This window comes from Streptomyces sp. NPDC048383 (assembly GCF_040651775.1).
Taxonomy (GTDB): domain Bacteria; phylum Actinomycetota; class Actinomycetes; order Streptomycetales; family Streptomycetaceae; genus Streptomyces.
The window spans coordinates 41,995-59,825 of sequence record NZ_JBEZKS010000015.1; the positions used below are offsets into that span (position 1 = coordinate 41,995).

The window sequence follows — 17,831 nt, forward strand, 5'->3', positions numbered from 1 at the left end:
GGCGGGCAAGGTCGTTCATACCCGTTGACCCGCATGAACACAGGCTCCACCGATGACCGGGACACCCCACCCCACACCCGGTCGTCCTCGCTCGTCCGGCCTCTTGACAGACCCCCCGGCAGCCGGTTCCCGCCAACCGACGTACGATGGGGTAAGGCCGTGGCAGGTTTTCGCCCGGTCGAGGCGCGCGTGCCAGGCCGTACGCGACGCCATCCACGATCCCGGGAGAAGCGCCGAAGTGCCCACGCGCCACGACATCCGTAACGTCGCCATCGTCGCCCACGTCGACCATGGCAAGACGACCATCGTCGATGCCATGCTCAAGCAGGCCGGTGCCTTCGCCGCCCACCAGCACCTCGACGACCGCATGATGGACTCGAACGACCTGGAGCGTGAGAAGGGCATCACGATCCTCGCCAAGAACACGGCGGTGAAGTACCACCCCAAGTCCGGCGGGGCGCCCATCACGATCAACATCATCGACACCCCCGGCCACGCCGACTTCGGTGGTGAGGTCGAGCGCGGTCTGTCGATGGTGGACGCGGTCGTCCTGCTGGTGGACGCGTCCGAGGGCCCGCTGCCGCAGACGCGCTTCGTCCTGCGCAAGGCCCTGCAGGCGAAGATGCCGGTCATCCTGTGCATCAACAAGACGGACCGCCCGGACTCCCGGATCGACGAGGTCGTCAACGAGACGTACGACCTGTTCCTGGACCTGGACGCGGACGAGGACCAGATCGAGTTCCCGATCGTCTACGCCTGCGGCCGTGACGGCGTGGCGTCGCTGACCAAGCCGGAGGACGGCACCGTCCCCGCGGACAGCGACAGCCTGGAGCCGTTCTTCTCCACCATCCTGGAGCACGTCCCCGCCCCGGTGTACGACGAGGAGGCCCCCCTCCAGGCCCACGTCACCAACCTGGACGCCGACAACTTCCTGGGCCGCATCGCCCTGGTCCGCGTCGAGCAGGGTGAGCTCCGCAAGGGTCAGACCGTCGCGTGGATCAAGCGTGACGGCACGATCTCCAACGTCCGCATCACCGAGCTGATGATGACCGAGGCGCTCACCCGCAAGCCGGCCGAGGTGGCGGGCCCCGGTGACATCTGCGCCGTCGCCGGTTTCCCCGACATCATGATCGGCGAGACGCTGGCCGACCCGGAGAACCCGATCGCACTGCCGCTGATCTCGGTCGACGAGCCGGCGATCTCCATGACGATCGGTACGAACACCTCCCCGATGGTCGGTCGCGGCGGCAGCGGCAAGGGCGCGGACGCCAAGTCCGCGGTCAAGGACCGCAAGGTCACCGCCCGCCAGGTCAAGGACCGTCTCGACCGCGAGCTGATCGGTAACGTCTCGCTCCGCGTCCTCGACACCGAGCGTCCCGACGCCTGGGAGGTCCAGGGCCGTGGTGAGCTCGCGCTCGCCATCCTGGTCGAGCAGATGCGCCGCGAGGGCTTCGAGCTCACCATCGGCAAGCCGCAGGTCGTCACGCAGGAGATCGACGGCAAGGTGCACGAGCCGGTCGAGCGCATGACCATCGACGTCCCCGAGGAGCACATGGGCGCCGTCACGCAGCTCATGGGCGTCCGCAAGGGCCGCATGGACAACATGTCGAACCACGGCTCCGGCTGGGTCCGCATGGAGTTCGTCGTCCCGTCGCGCGGCCTCATCGGCTTCCGTACCGAGTTCCTGACCGGTACGCGCGGCACCGGCATCGCCCACTCGATCCACGAGGGCCACGAGCCGTGGTTCGGCCCGCTGGTGACCCGCAACAACGGTTCCCTGGTCGCCGACCGCTCCGGTTCGGTCACGCCGTTCGCGATGATCAACCTGCAGGAGCGCGGCGTCCTGTTCACCGACCCCGGCACCGAGGTGTACGAGGGCATGATCGTCGGCGAGAACTCGCGCTCCGACGACATGGACGTGAACATCACCAAGGAGAAGAAGCTCACCAACATGCGTGCGGCTTCGGCGGACAACACCGAGAACGTGGTGCCGCCGCGCAAGCTCTCCCTGGAGCAGTCCCTGGAGTTCTGCCGCGACGACGAGTGCGTCGAGGTGACCCCGGAGGCCGTCCGCATCCGCAAGGTCGTCCTGGACCAGAAGGACCGCTCGCGCACCGCTTCGCGCGCCAAGTCCGCCAAGTAGTCAACGGCCGCGGCCGGCGGTAGCCGGCCGCGGTTGTGCCCCGGTGAACCCCGAGAGGGTTCCAGGGTGCTGTCGTACCGTCAGCGCGGTACCGCAGCGGGAGCACGGCCGGCCGATCGACTGTTGAAATGTCGTGCGGCTGGAAACGGCCCCTCCCCTCGCCGAGCCGGCGAGGGGAGGGGCCGTTCGCGTTTGTCAAGCGGATTATTGCGTTCTGGTGTCCGCATTCCGACCGTGACACTCCGGAAGGTGGGCTAACCGTCCGTTTCGCACGTGTCTGTCTCATATCAGTTTGTCCGGATATCGGGTTTTCGACATGAGGTGATGTTGTGAAAACGAGACCACTTAAGTGTGGTTTACGGTCGGGGTGTCCCCGAGGATGGCTCCATTGAGCTCGGGTCAATGGGTCACACGCTGTGGGGAGCGTCGACTCACGAGCACACACGATGGGACCGGATTTCGCTGTCAGGGGTGTCAGCGGAGCCGGGTCCTTCACGAATCGACAGTGACTCCTGAGGAGGCAATTACCCATGCGCGGAGCAACGAGCGCCAAGTGGGTCGCGGGTGCCGTCATCGTGGCGATGGCTGCCACGGCTTGCAGCACCAGCAAGGACAACGCGGGCGGCGAGGGCGGCAACATCACCGTGCTGCTCGGCGAGCCGCAGCACGGACTGGTGGGTCAGAACACCGCCGAGTCCGAGGGCGCCGAGGTCCTCAACGCGCTCTTCGTCGGTCTGGTCGACTACGACAACAAGACCAACGAGCCGAAGCTCGCGGTCGCGGAGTCCATCGACACCACGGACTCGAAGACCTGGACCGTCAAGATCAAGGACGGCTACACCTTCCACAACGGCGAGAAGGTCGACGCCCAGTCGTTCGTCCGCGCCTGGAACTGGGGTGCCAACCAGGACAACGCGGCCGAGGGCCTGCCGTTCTTCTCGAAGATCGAGGGCTCCGAGGAGCTCGCGCCGGGCAAGGACAAGAAGCCCACCTCCAAGGAGCTCAAGGGCCTGAAGGTCGTTGACGAGAAGACCTTCACCGTCACGCTGAAGGAGCCCTTCTCCCAGTTCAAGACCATGCTGGGCTACAACGCCTTCTACCCGCTGCCGAAGGCGTTCGAGGCCGACCCGAAGAAGTTCGGCGAGGCCCCGATCGGCAACGGCGCCTTCCAGATGGACGGCGCCTGGGAGCACAACAAGCAGATCAAGGTCAAGCGGTACGACAAGTACCCGGCCGAGGGTCGCGCCAAGCTGGCCGGCGTCACCTTCAAGATCTACGACAACCTGGACACGGCGTACAACGACCTGCGCGCCGACAACCTCCAGATCGTCGACAAGCTCCCGATCTCCGCGATGGCCAACGTCTCGCAGGAGTTCGGCGACCGGTACCTGTACAAGCCCGAGTCGGGCGTCGGCTACCTCGGTCTCCCGCTGGAGCAGAACCCCGAGACGTACGGCAAGGTGGAGATCCGTCAGGCCATCTCCATGGCCATCGACCGGGACGCCATCACGAAGACCATCTTCAACGGCACCCGCAAGCCGGCCGACGACTTCATCAGCCCGATCATCCCGGGCTACCGCAAGGGCGCCCTGGGCGAGGTCGGCACGTACAACCCGACCAAGGCCAAGGAAGTCTTCGACAAGGCCGGTGGCGTTCCCGGCAACAAGATCGAGCTCGGCTACAACTCCGACGGTGGTCACAAGGAGTGGATCGAGGCTGTCGCGAACCAGCTGAAGACCAACCTCAAGATCGACGTCACCACCAAGCCGTACGCCAAGTTCGGCGAGATGCTGGACGACCTCGGCGCCTCGAAGTACAAGGGTGCCTTCCGCATGGCGTGGTCCATGGACTACCCGGCGGCGGAGAACTACCTCCGTCCGATCTTCTCGAAGGTCGCGATCGAGAACGGCTCCAACTACGGCCACTACAAGAACGACGAGTTCGAGCAGGTCATGGCGGAGGCCGACAAGGCCACCGACGCGGCTGAGGGCCTGAAGCTGTACCAGAAGGCCGATGACATCATCATCAAGGACCTTCCGTACATCCCGGTCTTCACCTACATGTCTTCTGCGGCCTACTCCAAGTCCGTGAAGAACGTTCAGGTCGACGCCCAGGGCCGCATGGACCTGGCGAACGTCGAGCTCAACTAACACCCCTCTTCACTTAGGGGAACCCGGGGGCGGGCAGGCGGAGGCAGGTCTCCGCCTGCCTGCCCTTTCCCCCTGTTCTTGCTGGAGGTCTGATGGGCCGCTACCTCATCCGCCGACTCATACAGGCGATCCCTGTTCTGATCGGTGCCACTTTCCTGATCTACGTGCTTACTTTCTGGCTGCCGGGCGACCCGATCCAGGCGCTGGCCGGCGAGAAGCGAGCAGACCCGATCGTCGCCGCCATGCTGAGGGAGAAGTACCACCTCAACGACCCGTTCCTCATGCAGTACTGGAACTACATCACCAATGTGTTCCAGGGCGACTTCGGCGAGACCTTCACCGGCCGCCCCGTCATCGACCTGATCACCGACGCGTTCCCGTACACCCTGAACCTCGCGTTGGTCGCCTTCGCCATCGAGGCGGTCGTAGGTGTCGCCGCCGGCGTCATGGCCGCCCTGCGCCGCGGCAAGTTCCTCGACCAGCTGGTCCTCCTCAGCACGCTGATGGTCATCTCCATCCCGGTCTTCGTCACCGGCTTCGTGCTGCAGCTGACTCTCGGCGTCCAGCTGAAGAACAGCTGGAACGTGGAGATCTTCTCCGTCTCCTTCAACGAGAACGACGGCCTGCGCGCGTACCTCCTCCCGGCGTTCGTACTGGCCTCCACGTCTCTCGCGTATGTGGCGCGCCTGACGCGCACCAGCCTCATGGAGACCATGCGCGCCGACTACGTGCGCACGGCCACCGCCAAGGGTCTGCCCCGTCGTCGCGTGGTCGTCCACCACGCCCTGCGCAACGCCCTCATCCCGATCGTCACCTTCCTCGGTGCCGACCTGGGATCGCTGATGGGCGGCGCGGTCATCACGGAGCGCATCTTCAACATCCACGGCATCGGTGGCCTGATCGCCCAGTCGATTCACCTTCAGCAGGGCACGGTCCTGGTGGGAGTGGTGACCCTCCTCGTCCTCGTCTACGTGGTGGCCAACCTCGTCGTGGACCTCCTGTACGCCGTGCTCGACCCGAGGATCCGTTATGCGTGACACAACCACGGTGGGGGCCGAGATGACCGACACTCAGACCGTCGGCGCCCCCACGACCGGTGCACCGGCCGACAAGCCGAACCGGAAGAAGGAGCGCGTCGCCAGCCTCTGGTCGGACGCGCTCGGCGACCTGCGCCGCAACCCGGTCTTCTTGATCGGAGCATTCCTCGTCGTGTGCCTGCTCGTCCTCTCCGCTGTCCCGCAGTGGTTCACGGCCAGCAGCCCGTTCGCGTCCGACGCGTGCACCCTGCAGAACTCCCTGAAGCGTCCGAGCGCCGACCATTGGTTCGGCTTCGACATCCAGGGCTGCGACATCTACACCCGCACCATCTGGGCCACCCGTAACTCCGTGATCGTCGGCATCGTCACCACGACACTCGTGGTGACCGTCGGCAGCGTCCTCGGCCTGCTGGCCGGGTGGGTCGGCGGCATCGTCGACAGCGTCCTGTCCCGGTTCACCGAGATCTTCTTCGCCATCCCGCTGCTCCTCGGCGGCATGCTGATCATGTCGGGTCTCGGCACGGGCAACGCGTGGACCGTCTCGGTCGTCCTCGCCACCCTCGGCTGGCCCCAGATCTTCCGCATCATGCGGTCCTCGGTGCTGCAGAACAAGAACAACGACTACGTGGTCGCCGCCCGGGCATTGGGTGCCGGCAGCCTGCGCATCACCGTTCGGCACATCCTGCCGAACGCCATCGCGCCGGTCATCGTCGTCGGCGCGATCAGCCTCGGTGTGTACATCGGAGCCGAGGCAGCTCTGTCCTACCTCGGAATCGGCGTCCAACCGCCGGAGATCTCCTGGGGCCTGATGGTCAGCGACGCCTCCGTCCGCTGGCTCCAGGCACCGCACGTGCTCCTCTTCCCGGCCGCCGCGCTGAGCATCACCGTGCTCGCGTTCATCATGGTCGGCGACGCGGTGCGCGACGCCCTCGACCCGAAGCTGCGCTGAGGAAGGGCGTACGTTGACCATCATCGACAAGACCTCGAACGTCCCCGCGCCCCGATCGGCGCCGGAGGGCAACACCCCCCTGCTGGACGTGCGCGACCTGCACGTCGAGTTCCACACCCGCGACGGCGTGGCCAAGGCCGTCAACGGCGTCTCGTACTCGGTGAACGCCGGCGAGACCCTCGCCGTCCTCGGAGAGTCCGGCTCGGGCAAGTCCGTGACGGCGCAGGCCATCATGGGCATCCTCGACATGCCTCCGGGCAAGATCCCGCAGGGCGAGATCCTTTTCCAGGGCACCGACCTGCTGAAGCTCCCCGCCGAGGAGTTCCGCAAGGTCCGCGGCTCGAAGATCGCCATGATCTTCCAGGACGCGCTGTCCTCGCTGAACCCCGTGCACACCGTCGGCGCCCAGCTCGGCGAGATGTTCCGGGTGCACCGCGGCATGTCCAAGAAGGACTCGACGGCCAAGGCCATCGAGCTCATGGACCGGGTGAAGATCCCCGCCGCCAAGGCGCGCGTGGGGGACTACCCGCACCAGTTCTCCGGCGGCATGCGCCAGCGCATCATGATCGCCATGGCGATGGCCCTGGAGCCCGAGCTGATCATCGCCGACGAGCCGACCACGGCCCTCGACGTGACGGTCCAGGCCCAGGTCATGGACCTCCTCGCGGAACTCCAGCGCGAGATGAACATGGGCCTGATCCTGATCACCCACGACCTCGGCGTCGTCGCCGACGTCGCGGACAAGATCGCCGTCATGTACGGCGGCCGGATCGTCGAGAACGCCCCGGTCCACGAGATCTACAAGCGCCCCGCGCACCCGTACACCCGCGGCCTGCTCGACTCGATCCCGCGCCTGGACCAGAAGGGCCAGGAGCTCTACGCGATCAAGGGCCTGCCGCCCAACCTGCTCGCCATCCCCTCGGGCTGCGCCTTCAACCCGCGCTGCCCCAAGGCTCAGGACATCTGCCGCACGGACGTTCCCGTGCTGCACCAGGTGACCGAGCAGGACGGCACCGAGCTGCCCGGCCGCGGCAGCGCGTGCCACTTCTGGAAGGAGCAGATCCATGGCTGACCTCACCAAGCCCAAGGGCGAGCCGATCCTTCAGGTGCGCAACCTGGTCAAGCACTTCCCGCTGACCCAGGGCATCCTGTTCAAGAAGCAGGTCGGCGCGGTCAAGGCCGTGGACGGCGTCTCCTTCGACCTGTACCAGGGCGAGACCCTCGGCATCGTCGGCGAGTCCGGCTGTGGCAAGTCCACCGTCGCCAAGCTGCTGATGAGCCTGGAGAAGGCCACCGCGGGCGAGGTCTTCTACAAGGGCCAGGACATCACCCGGCTGTCCGGCAAGGCCCTCAAGGCCGTCCGCCGCAACATCCAGATGGTGTTCCAGGACCCGTACACCTCGCTCAACCCCCGCATGACGGTCGGCGACATCATCGGCGAGCCCTACGAGATCCACCCCGAGGTGGCTCCCAAGGGCGACCGGCGCCGCAAGGTCCAGGAGCTCCTGGACGTCGTGGGTCTGAACCCGGAGTACATCAACCGCTACCCGCACCAGTTCTCCGGCGGCCAGCGCCAGCGCATCGGCATCGCCCGCGGCCTCGCGCTCAACCCGGAGATCATCATCTGCGACGAGCCGGTCTCCGCGCTCGACGTGTCGGTGCAGGCGCAGGTCATCAACCTGATGGGCAAGCTGCAGGACGAGTTCAACCTGTCCTACGTGTTCATCGCGCACGACCTCTCGATCGTCCGGCACATCTCGGACCGCGTGGGCGTCATGTACCTGGGCAAGATGGCCGAGATCGGCTCCGACGCCGAGATCTACGAGCACCCGACCCACCCGTACACGCAGGCACTGCTCTCCGCCGTGCCCGTGCCGGACCCGGAGGCCCGCGAGGGCCGCGACCGGATCATCCTCACCGGTGACGTCCCCTCGCCGGCCAACCCGCCGTCGGGCTGCCGCTTCCGCACCCGCTGCTGGAAGGCCGAGGCGCGCTGCGCCGAGGAGGAGCCGCTGCTGGCGATCCCGACCCGGTTCACCGGCGTGGACACCCCGGCCGCGCACGAGTCGGCGTGCCACTTCGCGGAGGAGCGGGCGGTCCTGCCCGTCTGATCCCCCGCCTCGGCCACGGCCGTACGACGCCCAGGGCGCCCGGCACCGGAAACCTCCGGTCCGGGCGCCCCGGCGCGTTCGCGGCCCGGCCGCCGTAGGGGAAAAGCCGGTTGCGGCGAGCCCCCGGCGGCATCGAGAGTGGGCGGATGACCGACTTGCTGACCGTCCGTCCGGCGGGGCCCGGGGACGCGTCCGACATCTGCGCACTGCTCAACGCCGTCGACGTCATCGAGATCGGCAGACCCGAGACGGACCTGGGCACCGTCGAGGCCGACCTGAACCACCCCGACGTGGACCTGGCCGCCGATTCCTGGCTCGCCTTCCGCGGCGGCCGGCTCGTCGCCTACGCCCTGGTCTGGGCCGACTCCGGACCGGGCCGCGTCGACGGCGACCACTACGTCCTGCCCGGCGAGGACGAGGCCGCCCTGCGACTGCTGACGCTGATGGAGGCCCGGGCGGCCGTCCTCGCGGCCGGATCCCCGAAGGCCCGCCTGCGGATCCAGCTCAACGTGAAGCCCACCCTCGACCTCGGCCTGCTCAGGAAGCGCGGTTACCGCACGATCCGCCGCTACCAGGTGATGACCCGCGCCCTCGCCCCGGATGCCGACACCGCCCCGGACACGGACCTGTCGCCCGCCCCGCCCGCCGGGCTCGCCCTGCGCGACTGCGCTGCCGACGAGGCCGACCGGCGCAGGGCCCACGTCCTCGTCGAGGAGACCTTCGCCGCGCACTTCGGACACGTGGAGCGGGCGTACGAGCCCTGGTTGGACCACCTCGACGCCCGCGACCTCGACTGGTCGCTGGTGTGGATCGCCTCGCTGCCCGCCGAGGGCGACGTCGGCGTGCTCCTCACCCGGGACGACCGCACCAGCATGGGCTGGCTCAGCCACATCGGCGTCCGCGCCGACCTCCGGGGTCGCGGCATCGGCGGCCACCTGCTGCGCCACGGCTTCGCCGCCTACGCGGCCCGCGGCCGGCGGACGGTGGGCCTGGGCGTCGACACCCACAACGAGACGGGCGCCCTCGCGCTGTACGAGGCGCACGGCATGGCGCTGCACTACGCGGTCGACACCTGGGAGCTCACCTGGTGAGGGGCGCGGGCGCCCCGGCCTCCGCAGGGTAGGGGAGCTGCGGGGCCACCCCGACGTCCTGCGGCAGCAGGGACGTCAGCCAGGCGTCCCTGCGGGTTCCGTGCTGGATGACGCGCGAGCGCAGGGTGCCTTCCAGAACGAAGCCCGCTCTGCGCACGACGGCCAGCGAAGCGTCGTTGCCGACCTCGATGAGGCTCTCGACCCGGTCCGTCCGCAGGTCCTCGAACGCCCAGCGCGCCACTCTACGGACGGCCTCCACGGTGTAGCCGAGCCCGCGGTGGCCGGGCACCGCCCAGGCCCCCATGGACGCGAGGTTCTCGGAGCGGCATACCCAGCTGAGACCGAACACGCCTATCACGCCGACGAGTTCGCTGGTCTCCGCGACGTACGTCCCGAAGACGTAGTTGGTGTCGTCGGTCCAACCGGACGCACAGGTCCGGGAGACGAAGGCCATGGCCTGTTCCTCGGTGCCGGGCTCCGGCACCACCGTCCATCGGCGGATGTCCGGATCCTGCCACGCACCCGCGATCACCGGGGCGTCCCTCGGATCCAGCGGCTTGAACACCAGCCGCTCGCTGGTCAGGGTCACCGGCTCCATGTCGTCTCCGTTTCCTTGCTGTCGCAGTCAACCAGTTCGGCGTACCGGCCGCCGTGTGCCAGGAGTTCCGCGTGCGTGCCCGTCTCGACCACGCGTCCGCCGTCCAGCACCGCGATCAGGTCCGCGTTCCGTACGACCCCCAGGCGGTGCGCGATGGTGAGCGTCGTGCGGCCGGCCGACAGCGCGTCCAGGGCTCGCTGGACTGCCGCCTCCGTCTTCGTGTCGAGCGCGCTCGTCGCCTCGTCGAGGACCAGCACCGCCGGATCGCGGAGCAACACGCGGGCAATGGCCAGCCGTTGCCGCTCCCCGCCGGAGAACCGGTGCCCGCGTTCTCCGACCCGGGTCGCGTACCCGTCGGGCAGCGACATCACGAAGTCGTGGATCTGCGCGGCGCGGGCCGCCTCCTCGATCTCGGCGTCGGTCGCGGACGGCCGGGCGAAGCGCAGGTTGTCCGCCACGGACGCGTTGAAGAAGTACGTGTCCTGCGACACCACCCCCACCACCTGGGACAGCGACTGCGCGGAGACGTCCCGGACGTCGATCCCGTCGATGGTCACCCGACCCGCGGACACGTCGTAGAGCCGGGGCACCAGGTAGCCGAGCGTTGTCTTCCCCGCCCCCGTCGGGCCCACGAGCGCCACCCGGCTGCCCGGCGGCACGTGCAGGGTGACGTCGCGCAGGGCCGGGTCCAGTCCCTCGGCGTAACGGAAGCCGACGGACTCGAAGCGGACCTCGCCACGCGGCGTGGACAGTGTCACCGGCGCCGCGGACTCGGGGACCTCCTCCTCCAGGTCCAGGTACTCGAAGATCCTCTGGAACACCGCCAAGGAGGACTGGATCTGCACACCGGCGCTCATCAACTGGGCAGCGGGCCAGGCCAGTGCTTGCTGGAGGGTCACGAACGCGACGAGCGTCCCGATCGACGGCGCGCCGCCGCCCACCCCGGCCAGCACGCCCGCCGCCCAGTACAGGAGCACCGGCATGGCCCCCATCACCATGCCGATGGACGACATCCGCCACCGGCCGGCCAGCGCCGTCCGGGTTTCCAGCGCTCCGAGCCGCCGGGACTCGGTGGCGAAGTCGTCCAACAGCTGCTCCCGGCGCCCCAGGGTGCGGCCGAGCAGGATCCCGCCCACGGACAGGAAGTCGGTGACCGTGCCACCCACCACGGCGAGCTGTTCCTGCCGTTCACCGGTAACCGTACGGCGCTCCCTGCCCACCCGCCGGCTGACCCACACGAAGATCACGAGGAGGGGTAGGGAGAAGGCGGTCAGCTTCCAGTCCAGCAGCAGCATCCCGGCCAGGACCGCCAGGACCCCGGTGGCGTTCGTGACCACGGAGGTCGCGGTGGAGGTCACCGTTGCCTGCATCGCGCCCACGTCGTTGACCACGCGCGATTGGACGTCACCGACCCCGGTGCGGGTGTAGAAACCGAGCGACATGCCCTGGAGCCTGTCGTAGACCTGGGTCCGCACCCGGTGCATGACGGCCTGGCCCGTCCGGGTCGCCAGAGAACCGCGGACCACGTCCAGGACGTTCGTCACCACGCAGATCGTGAGGATGCTCAGGGCCAGCACCGTCAGGAGCCCCACCCGCTTCTGCGGCAGGGCGGTGTCGATGATGCCGCGCAGTAGGAACGGCCAGGCGGCCGAGGCCAGGGCGTCCGCGAGGATGGTCAGCAGAACCAGCCCCGCCTGCACGCGGTAAGGACGGAAGAGCTCCAACAGTCGTCCCACCGGCACGTGCACCTGCGCGGCCGACTCCGCGCTCCGCTTCCCGGGACTCACAGCACCGCCAGGTTGTGGGGGCCCACGAGGGCCTCGGTAACGGCGATCTGCCGTTCCATGGGCAGGTGCGCCCGGTTCCAGTGGTGGACGACGAGGAAGGCGGCTGCTTCCCGCGGTCCGACGTCGGCACCGGGGCACCCGAAGTACGTCTCGTGCCAAAGGGCGCACGCGTGGCGCACGGCCGCGCGGTACTCGCCGAGCGCTTCCAGGCACAGTGGATCCAGCAGGGAACGCAGGCGCTCCGGCTCCGCCCACAGGCGCCCGAGACCCTCGGCGGTGCCTTGCCAGGAGGGCGGCGTCGCCCCCGTGAACCGGCGGTGCGCCCGGCGGCGCAACAGGTCCCAGATCTCGCGGTCCTCCCAGCCGGACACGCCGAGTTCCTCGAAGAGGGCTCGGACCATCAGCAGGGACAGGGCCCAGGACGGACCGGTGCGTTCGGCCGAGGCGTGGCGTCCGGCCCACAGGAGGGAGTCGGCCGTGAAGATCCGGTGCACGCTGTTCATGGAGACCGGTCCCCCGAACAGGTGTTCCTCGGGTTCGTAGACGGCCGGGACCCAGCTCGCCACGCAGCCGCGGTCCTGCCAGAGGCGGGGCGCCGCCCGGTGGACGGGCTCTGCCGTCGGGTGCGGTCCGGTCCGGAAGCGCAGGCGCAGGCCCGGCTCCTTGTGGACGAAGAAGAAGGCGTCGATCTCCTTGGTATCCAGCGCCTCGCGGGCGAGGCGGTACATCCGCGCGTACAGTTCCCCGCGCCGGCCGTCGGCCGGGCGCAGCCTGAATTCCGACCAGGCCGATCCGGCCGCCGCCCGGTGCAGCGCTGCCAGGCCGGCGGCGGTGAACACGTCGCCGAGGCGTGTGAGCCGCGGGTCGGGAGACGCGTCCGGGGCGTCGTACCAGTCGGCAATGCGGCGCAGGAACTCGGGCAGGGTGAGGCCGTCGGTACCGGGTACCGGCGCCGCGGGAGCGTGAGGACCGGGCGTACGGGTCACGACGTCGTCCCTCCCGCTCATGCCGTCAGCAGGGCGGCGTCCCAAGGGGAACGCACACCGCCGTCCGCGTAGGCGTCCAACGCCAGGGCGATGCCGGCCGCGCCCTCCAGGAATCCGGGGAAGTCCCCGCCCCCGGGGGAGTTGAGCATCTCCACCCGGTATCCGAAGGCCTGCTCCGGGCGGAACCGGGCGACGATCGCTGCGGCCAGGCCATCCCGCAGGCCTCGGACGACGCCGGGCTCGGATTCGGGTTCGGTGAAGTACCCCAGCAGGTGCAGGGTGCCCGCCAAGCCGTGGCACAGGCCGGACTCGTCGAGCCCCCAGTCGGAGAACGGGGCACGGGCCAGGGCGGCCACGGCCCGGCGGGCCACACCCACTTGGTCCGGCCAGTCGAAGCTCTCTCCGGCCAGTTGGAGCGCGCGGGCCACTCCCGGGGTTCCGTAGCACCAGGACGGGCGGGCGCGGCGGGCGTCCCGTACCCGGCCGGCGCACCAGTCCTCCCACGGGAGGATCGCTGGCCAGAAGGGTCCGTAAGCGTCGCTTTCCTCGAACCGGCCCAACAGCTCGACCAGTTGCTCGGCGGCCTCGCGCTGTCCGGGCACCACGACGCCTTGTCGGTGGGCAAGGGACAGCAGGGCCAACGGACCGGCGATGCCGTGGGCGATCCCGAGGTTCAGGTGGCCCTGCTTTCGGACCGAGTCGGAGCCGCGCCCGTCACTGGAGGGCGGGCCGTCGGCCCACAGTCCCGGCGGCGTTCCGGCGTCCGCGTCCCCGGTGGAGCGGGCCATCGTCACCAGCGTTTCGAGGACCCGGATGAGCGGGTCACGGCAGGCGCTGCCCCGTAGCAGCAGGTTCCGGCCGAAACCGCACAGCCCGCTGATCACGTCGTACCGGTTCATGGTGCCCCGGGGCTCCCGGCGCACCAGCTCGCACCAGCCATCCGCCTGGGCAGCCACTTGCGGGTCCATGGCCGCGAGTGCCTTGCCGTAGCCGCCCGTGGCGCGGCGTGCGCACTCCATCGCGAAGGACAGACCACAGACGTCCCCGTACAGGCCGACCTCCGTCCCGTGGGTCTCCTGCCGGAGGGCCGCGGAACGGGCCAGGTGTCCGTGGGCGAGGGCGGCATTGGCCGGATCCCGTGCGACGCGCGAAGTGAACAGCAGCGAGATCCCCGCATGGCCTCGGCCCAGTGAGGGCGGGCTCCAGGGCAGTTCCGCGGAGGTGAACACGCCCGGCACGCCGGTGGCCTCAGCGACGGCCTCGGCGTTGGCAAGCCGCCCGGCGATCGTGTCCGCGATCCGCAGCGTGGCGTTGCGGTGAAGGGGCGCCGGGGTGCGCGCCGGCGGCGTGGTGGTCGGGGTCATGACTTCGCCTTCCCGTTCCGGGCCCGGCCGAGCTGCTGTCGGGCCACGTGTCCGAGCAGCACGACCGCCCGGGACTCGCTCGCCAGGTTGTTGCCGATCAGCCGGTTGTGTTGCATGTGGAGCAGACTGACCAGTGCCGTGTCGCGCCTGCGGTCGGCCCGGTGGCCGGCGTCGCCGGACAGGTCCAGCTCGCGGCCGAGCCGGCTCGGTTCCCGCCAGAGCGTCTCGATCCCCGGGATCCCGCAAGCGGCCGCAAGGTTCGCGGCGGTCCGGCCCGGCTGGATCAGCCGCGCCGCGGCCTCGACGTCGCCGCGCGTGATCGACCCGTCGGTGGACTTCGGGAACTGGCGGGCGGCCCAGCTCTGCCAGTCCCAGTCGCCGAGCGATTCCAGCAGCACCGCGTGGCCGGCGCACATCATCAGGTCCCGGGGGACCGGGCTGCGGCCGGAACCGAGCAGGGCAAGCTGCGCGACGGCCGTACGGCTGTCCCGGCAGAAGACCTCCTCGGCCGCGTCCAGAGCCCGCGGGCCTCCGTACCGCGTCGTCTCCGGCTCGTACGCCTGCGTGCTGAACTCACGGAGCAGCCCGGCCTCCCGGGCGCGGTACAGGTGGTCCTGGACGGCCCGGCGCACGGCCGAGGCCGAAGCCTCGTCGGGTGAGCGCAGCCGCAGGCGCAGGTGCGGTTCCGGGGAGAAGTAGCGCAGGTAGAACCAGCGGTCGACGCTGTCGGCGACAGCTTCGGCCAGGTCGCCGAGTCCGCGTACGAGGGCGTCGTGGGCCTCCAGGACGGCTTGGACGTGGACGCTGGTCCACAGGCCGCCGACCGGGTGATGCTCGACCACGCCGATCGCCGGCGTCGCCGCAGGCACGTACGTCGGGCGGGGCGCGCAGGCGACCAGAGGTACGCAGATCTCGTTGCTCCGGCCGGCGGACCAGCCGTGCCCGAACCCCAAGGCCTGCGGCGTCTCCGTGAGGACGAGCTCCTCGCGTGTGAGATCGCGGCGCAGGATTTCGCGATGGAACGCGTCGCGCAGGTCGATGCCGTACGTCTTGTCACCGCTGACGACGGTGACCTGGTCGTCGACCCGCACTTCCCGGCGCCAGCGTTCGACGGCCCGTTCCCAGTCGTCCCGACGGCCCGTCAGGTGGCGCATCTCCGGGCTCGGCCGCCACGTCAGCGGCGAGGCGACGACCTTCCCGATCCGGACCCGGGGCTGCCAGGGCGAGAGGCCGTAGCCGGCCCAGTCCCAGGGCTGCCAGACCTTGCGCTCCCCGGTGAAGCGGAGTTCACCGAGGAACCGGGCGAGGTTGGGGGCGACGGAGGACATGGAGAGCATGTGCGGTACGACGGGTCGCACCTCGCGGCCGGAGTCCGGCAGCAGCAGGCGCAGACGTTCGCCGTCGGCCGTCACGACGAGGGCCCGCCAGTCGATGTGCCGACTGCCGGTGCCGGCCGGGAAGGCGCCGACGGGTATGTCGTAGCGGGTGAGCTCGGGCACCTGCACGACGTTGAGCAGCCTCGGGATCTGCGGTCGGAAGACGAGCTGGGCGGTGATCACGTCCTCGTCCTCGCCCGGATTCACGAGCCGGGCGACGGCCTGCTCGGTTCCGCTGACGGAGGCGAACCGCGCCGTGGTCGCGCCCGCGAGGCCTGCGCCGATCATGGGGGAAGCCAGCAGCCGGAAGTCGCCCGCGTCGATGCCATCGGTGCTGTCGGCGAGGAGCTGGAAGCACAGGTCCAGGGAGTGCGGCAGCGCACTGGGGCGAGACTCGACGGTGAGCCGTGTGATGTCCTCGTCGCCCAGGACGAGTTCGCGGTCGGAGCTGAGGACGCCCCGCTGAATGAGGGAGGCGAGGTGTTCCAGCCGGTCGCCGGGTCCTTCGGCCTCCAGCGCCTGTTCGTGGACGTACAGCCGGGGATCCCTGCTCACACGGGGGTTGAGGTAGCCGCCGGGGTATCCGAGGCCGCGGTGGGGATCGATCAGGTCGGGCAGCCGGACGGCGATGCCTTCCCCGTACTTCTCGACGAAGGCCTCGTAGTAGGCGCGCATCCGGCGGTGCGCCTTGTCCTCGGGGGCGATCCGCCACAGGGCGGTGGCGTACGCCTCGGCCTCGTCGAGGACACCACGGGGCAGTTCGACCTCGGCTGGGGACCGTAGGTCCACCTGCGCGACGGACCGGCCATCGCGGTGGACGGCCCGTCCGACGTCCTCCAGGGCCGTCCATGCACCGGTGCCGTCGCCGGGAGGAGCCGAGCGGTAGTCCTCCAGGGCGGACAGTACGGCGCGCAGGCGGGCGGCCTCGTCTGAGGAGGGACCGAGCGCGGTCATCGTTCGGGCCAGGAACTCCTCGTCGATCAGGCGGGGAGACAGGGAGGTCAGCAGGATCTCGCTGCGAACCAGGGACAGCAGCAACTGGTCCAGTCGCTCCTCGTCCGCTGCGGGAAAGGCCTCGACGGCGTCCGCGAGCAGGGCCCCGTACTTCAGGGGTGTTCGTGCGCGGTCGCGGATCCAGGCCGTCAGGGCGGTTTCGCGCAGGGAGAGTTCCTGGCCGGTGGTCTGTGCGGCGCCGGGCGCATCGCCCGCGGGGGAGGCCGTTACATAGGGCAGGACGAGCCGGTCCCCGCGGACGGCACAGAGGTCGTTGGCCATGACATCGACGGAACGCCGCACCGCGGGCAGGGCGAGCCAGGAGTCCGCGGCGCCGGCCAGCCAGCCTGCGTCGAGCCGGACCGCCTTCTGCGCGGTGCCGGTGAATACCGCGCGCGCCCGGTCGCCCGTCCGTACCTCGGCCACGCCCGCGTGCAGTCCGAACGGGGTGGGGCGCCCCGTGATGCGCAGGAAGTAGCGGGTCAGTGAGACGGCCGCGCTCAGAAGGTTCTTACGGCTCATGGCAGCACGTCGTTGAACTTTGTCGAGTGCCGACGCCAAGGAGGTGCTGGATACGGCGACGGACTCCCGGAAAAAGTCGTCCTTCGCCATTTCCTGGATGTAGGAAATCAGCTGCTCGTCGTCGGGGAGCTCGTCGCGCCCCGGTCGAAAGTTTTCGGAATGATTTCCGTCCGCTGCGAGCGATGAAATCCTGAGGAGTATCGGCTCGGCGGTCTGGAAGTAATTGCCGGATGTCATGAGGAGAGCACTTTCTGAGTGCTGGGGCGGGACCGCCGTGCCATGGGTGGGCGCGGCGGTCCCTTGCGGAGCGCTGGGCTCCGCAAGCCGGCGATTAACAGCAGATCGGGCCCTGCACGTTGGCCTCCGCGAAGCTGTTGGTCGTGTTGGCGGGGGTGCAGGTGATCGACGTGAATCGGGCCGTGGGGGCGATCGGGATGTTCGGGTCGCCGGTGAGGACCGTCTGGATTTCGAGATCGAAATCAGAGAGGTCCATCGTCGGAGTCGAGAGAAGTGTTGCAGAGGTCATGCTGGGCTCCTCATTCCGAATTGCAAGGGCCGTTGTTCGGCCTTCCGTGATCCTAGGTTGACGCTTCTTGGGATGTCAAGGAATTAAAATCCGACCACTCTTGGATCCGGAATTCAAAAAAATTCGTCAATGCTAATTCACGGGGTGATGTGACGGTTGATGATTGAGGGAAACTTGAGGCGGAGTGACTCATTCGCC

Annotated in this window: 13 protein-coding genes; 7 read left to right on the forward strand and 6 right to left on the reverse strand. The window is 69.1% G+C overall.

The annotated features are described in order from the left end of the window. The first annotated feature begins 238 nt into the window (after window positions 1–238). From typA to AB0D46_RS13320, 7 genes are all read left to right on the forward strand, one after another. Window positions 239–2,143: a translational GTPase TypA gene (typA, locus tag AB0D46_RS13290; protein WP_362877431.1), complete on the forward strand. Its 1,905-nt coding sequence runs from the start codon at window positions 239–241 to the stop codon at window positions 2,141–2,143. Between the two features lie 530 nt (window positions 2,144–2,673). Continuing rightward, a complete protein-coding gene (locus AB0D46_RS13295) occupies window positions 2,674–4,293 on the forward strand; it encodes an ABC transporter substrate-binding protein (RefSeq protein ID WP_362877432.1) in 1,620 nt (539 codons plus the stop codon). A 92-nt stretch (window positions 4,294–4,385) separates the two neighbouring features. Further along, window positions 4,386–5,330: an ABC transporter permease gene (locus AB0D46_RS13300; protein WP_362877433.1), complete on the forward strand. Its 945-nt coding sequence runs from the start codon at window positions 4,386–4,388 to the stop codon at window positions 5,328–5,330. After that, window positions 5,323–6,279, forward strand: a complete 957-nt coding sequence (locus AB0D46_RS13305; RefSeq protein ID WP_362877434.1) for an ABC transporter permease — start codon at window positions 5,323–5,325, stop codon at window positions 6,277–6,279. Before AB0D46_RS13300 ends, AB0D46_RS13305 begins: the two co-directional genes overlap by 8 nt. A 13-nt stretch (window positions 6,280–6,292) precedes the next feature. Next, window positions 6,293–7,351 (forward strand): ABC transporter ATP-binding protein, encoded by a 1,059-nt coding sequence (locus AB0D46_RS13310; RefSeq protein WP_362877435.1) that lies wholly within the window; start codon window positions 6,293–6,295, stop codon window positions 7,349–7,351. Then, window positions 7,344–8,390 (forward strand): dipeptide ABC transporter ATP-binding protein, encoded by a 1,047-nt coding sequence (locus tag AB0D46_RS13315; protein ID WP_362877436.1) that lies wholly within the window; start codon window positions 7,344–7,346, stop codon window positions 8,388–8,390. Before AB0D46_RS13310 ends, AB0D46_RS13315 begins: the two co-directional genes overlap by 8 nt. A 146-nt stretch (window positions 8,391–8,536) precedes the next feature. Then, window positions 8,537–9,481, forward strand: a complete 945-nt coding sequence (locus AB0D46_RS13320; protein WP_362877437.1) for a GNAT family N-acetyltransferase — start codon at window positions 8,537–8,539, stop codon at window positions 9,479–9,481. On the opposite strand, the gene AB0D46_RS13325 is transcribed toward AB0D46_RS13320, so the two are convergent. From AB0D46_RS13325 to AB0D46_RS13350, 6 genes are all read right to left on the reverse strand, one after another. Then, complete coding sequence (locus AB0D46_RS13325) at window positions 9,471–10,079, reverse strand: GNAT family N-acetyltransferase (RefSeq protein ID WP_362877438.1); 609 nt, start codon at window positions 10,077–10,079, stop codon at window positions 9,471–9,473. The genes AB0D46_RS13320 and AB0D46_RS13325 overlap by 11 nt on opposite strands. Continuing rightward, entirely contained in the window at window positions 10,067–11,866 is a 1,800-nt protein-coding gene (locus AB0D46_RS13330; protein ID WP_362877439.1) for an ABC transporter ATP-binding protein, read from the reverse strand. The genes AB0D46_RS13325 and AB0D46_RS13330 overlap by 13 nt, the downstream gene beginning before the upstream one ends. After that, window positions 11,863–12,852 carry a thiopeptide-type bacteriocin biosynthesis protein gene (locus AB0D46_RS13335; RefSeq protein WP_362877440.1) on the reverse strand — a complete coding sequence of 330 codons (990 nt, stop codon included), beginning with the start codon at window positions 12,850–12,852 and terminating at the stop codon, window positions 11,863–11,865. Before AB0D46_RS13335 ends, AB0D46_RS13330 begins: the two co-directional genes overlap by 4 nt. Window positions 12,853–12,869: 17 nt before the next feature. Continuing rightward, a complete protein-coding gene (locus tag AB0D46_RS13340; RefSeq protein ID WP_362877441.1) occupies window positions 12,870–14,216 on the reverse strand; it encodes a lanthionine synthetase C family protein in 1,347 nt (448 codons plus the stop codon). After that, on the reverse strand, window positions 14,213–17,344 hold the full coding sequence (locus AB0D46_RS13345; RefSeq protein ID WP_362877442.1) for a lantibiotic dehydratase: 3,132 nt from the start codon (window positions 17,342–17,344) through the stop codon (window positions 14,213–14,215). The genes AB0D46_RS13340 and AB0D46_RS13345 overlap by 4 nt, the downstream gene beginning before the upstream one ends. Before the next feature lie 94 nt (window positions 17,345–17,438). After that, complete coding sequence (locus AB0D46_RS13350) at window positions 17,439–17,633, reverse strand: hypothetical protein (RefSeq protein ID WP_362877443.1); 195 nt, start codon at window positions 17,631–17,633, stop codon at window positions 17,439–17,441. Between the last annotated feature and the right edge of the window lie 198 nt (window positions 17,634–17,831).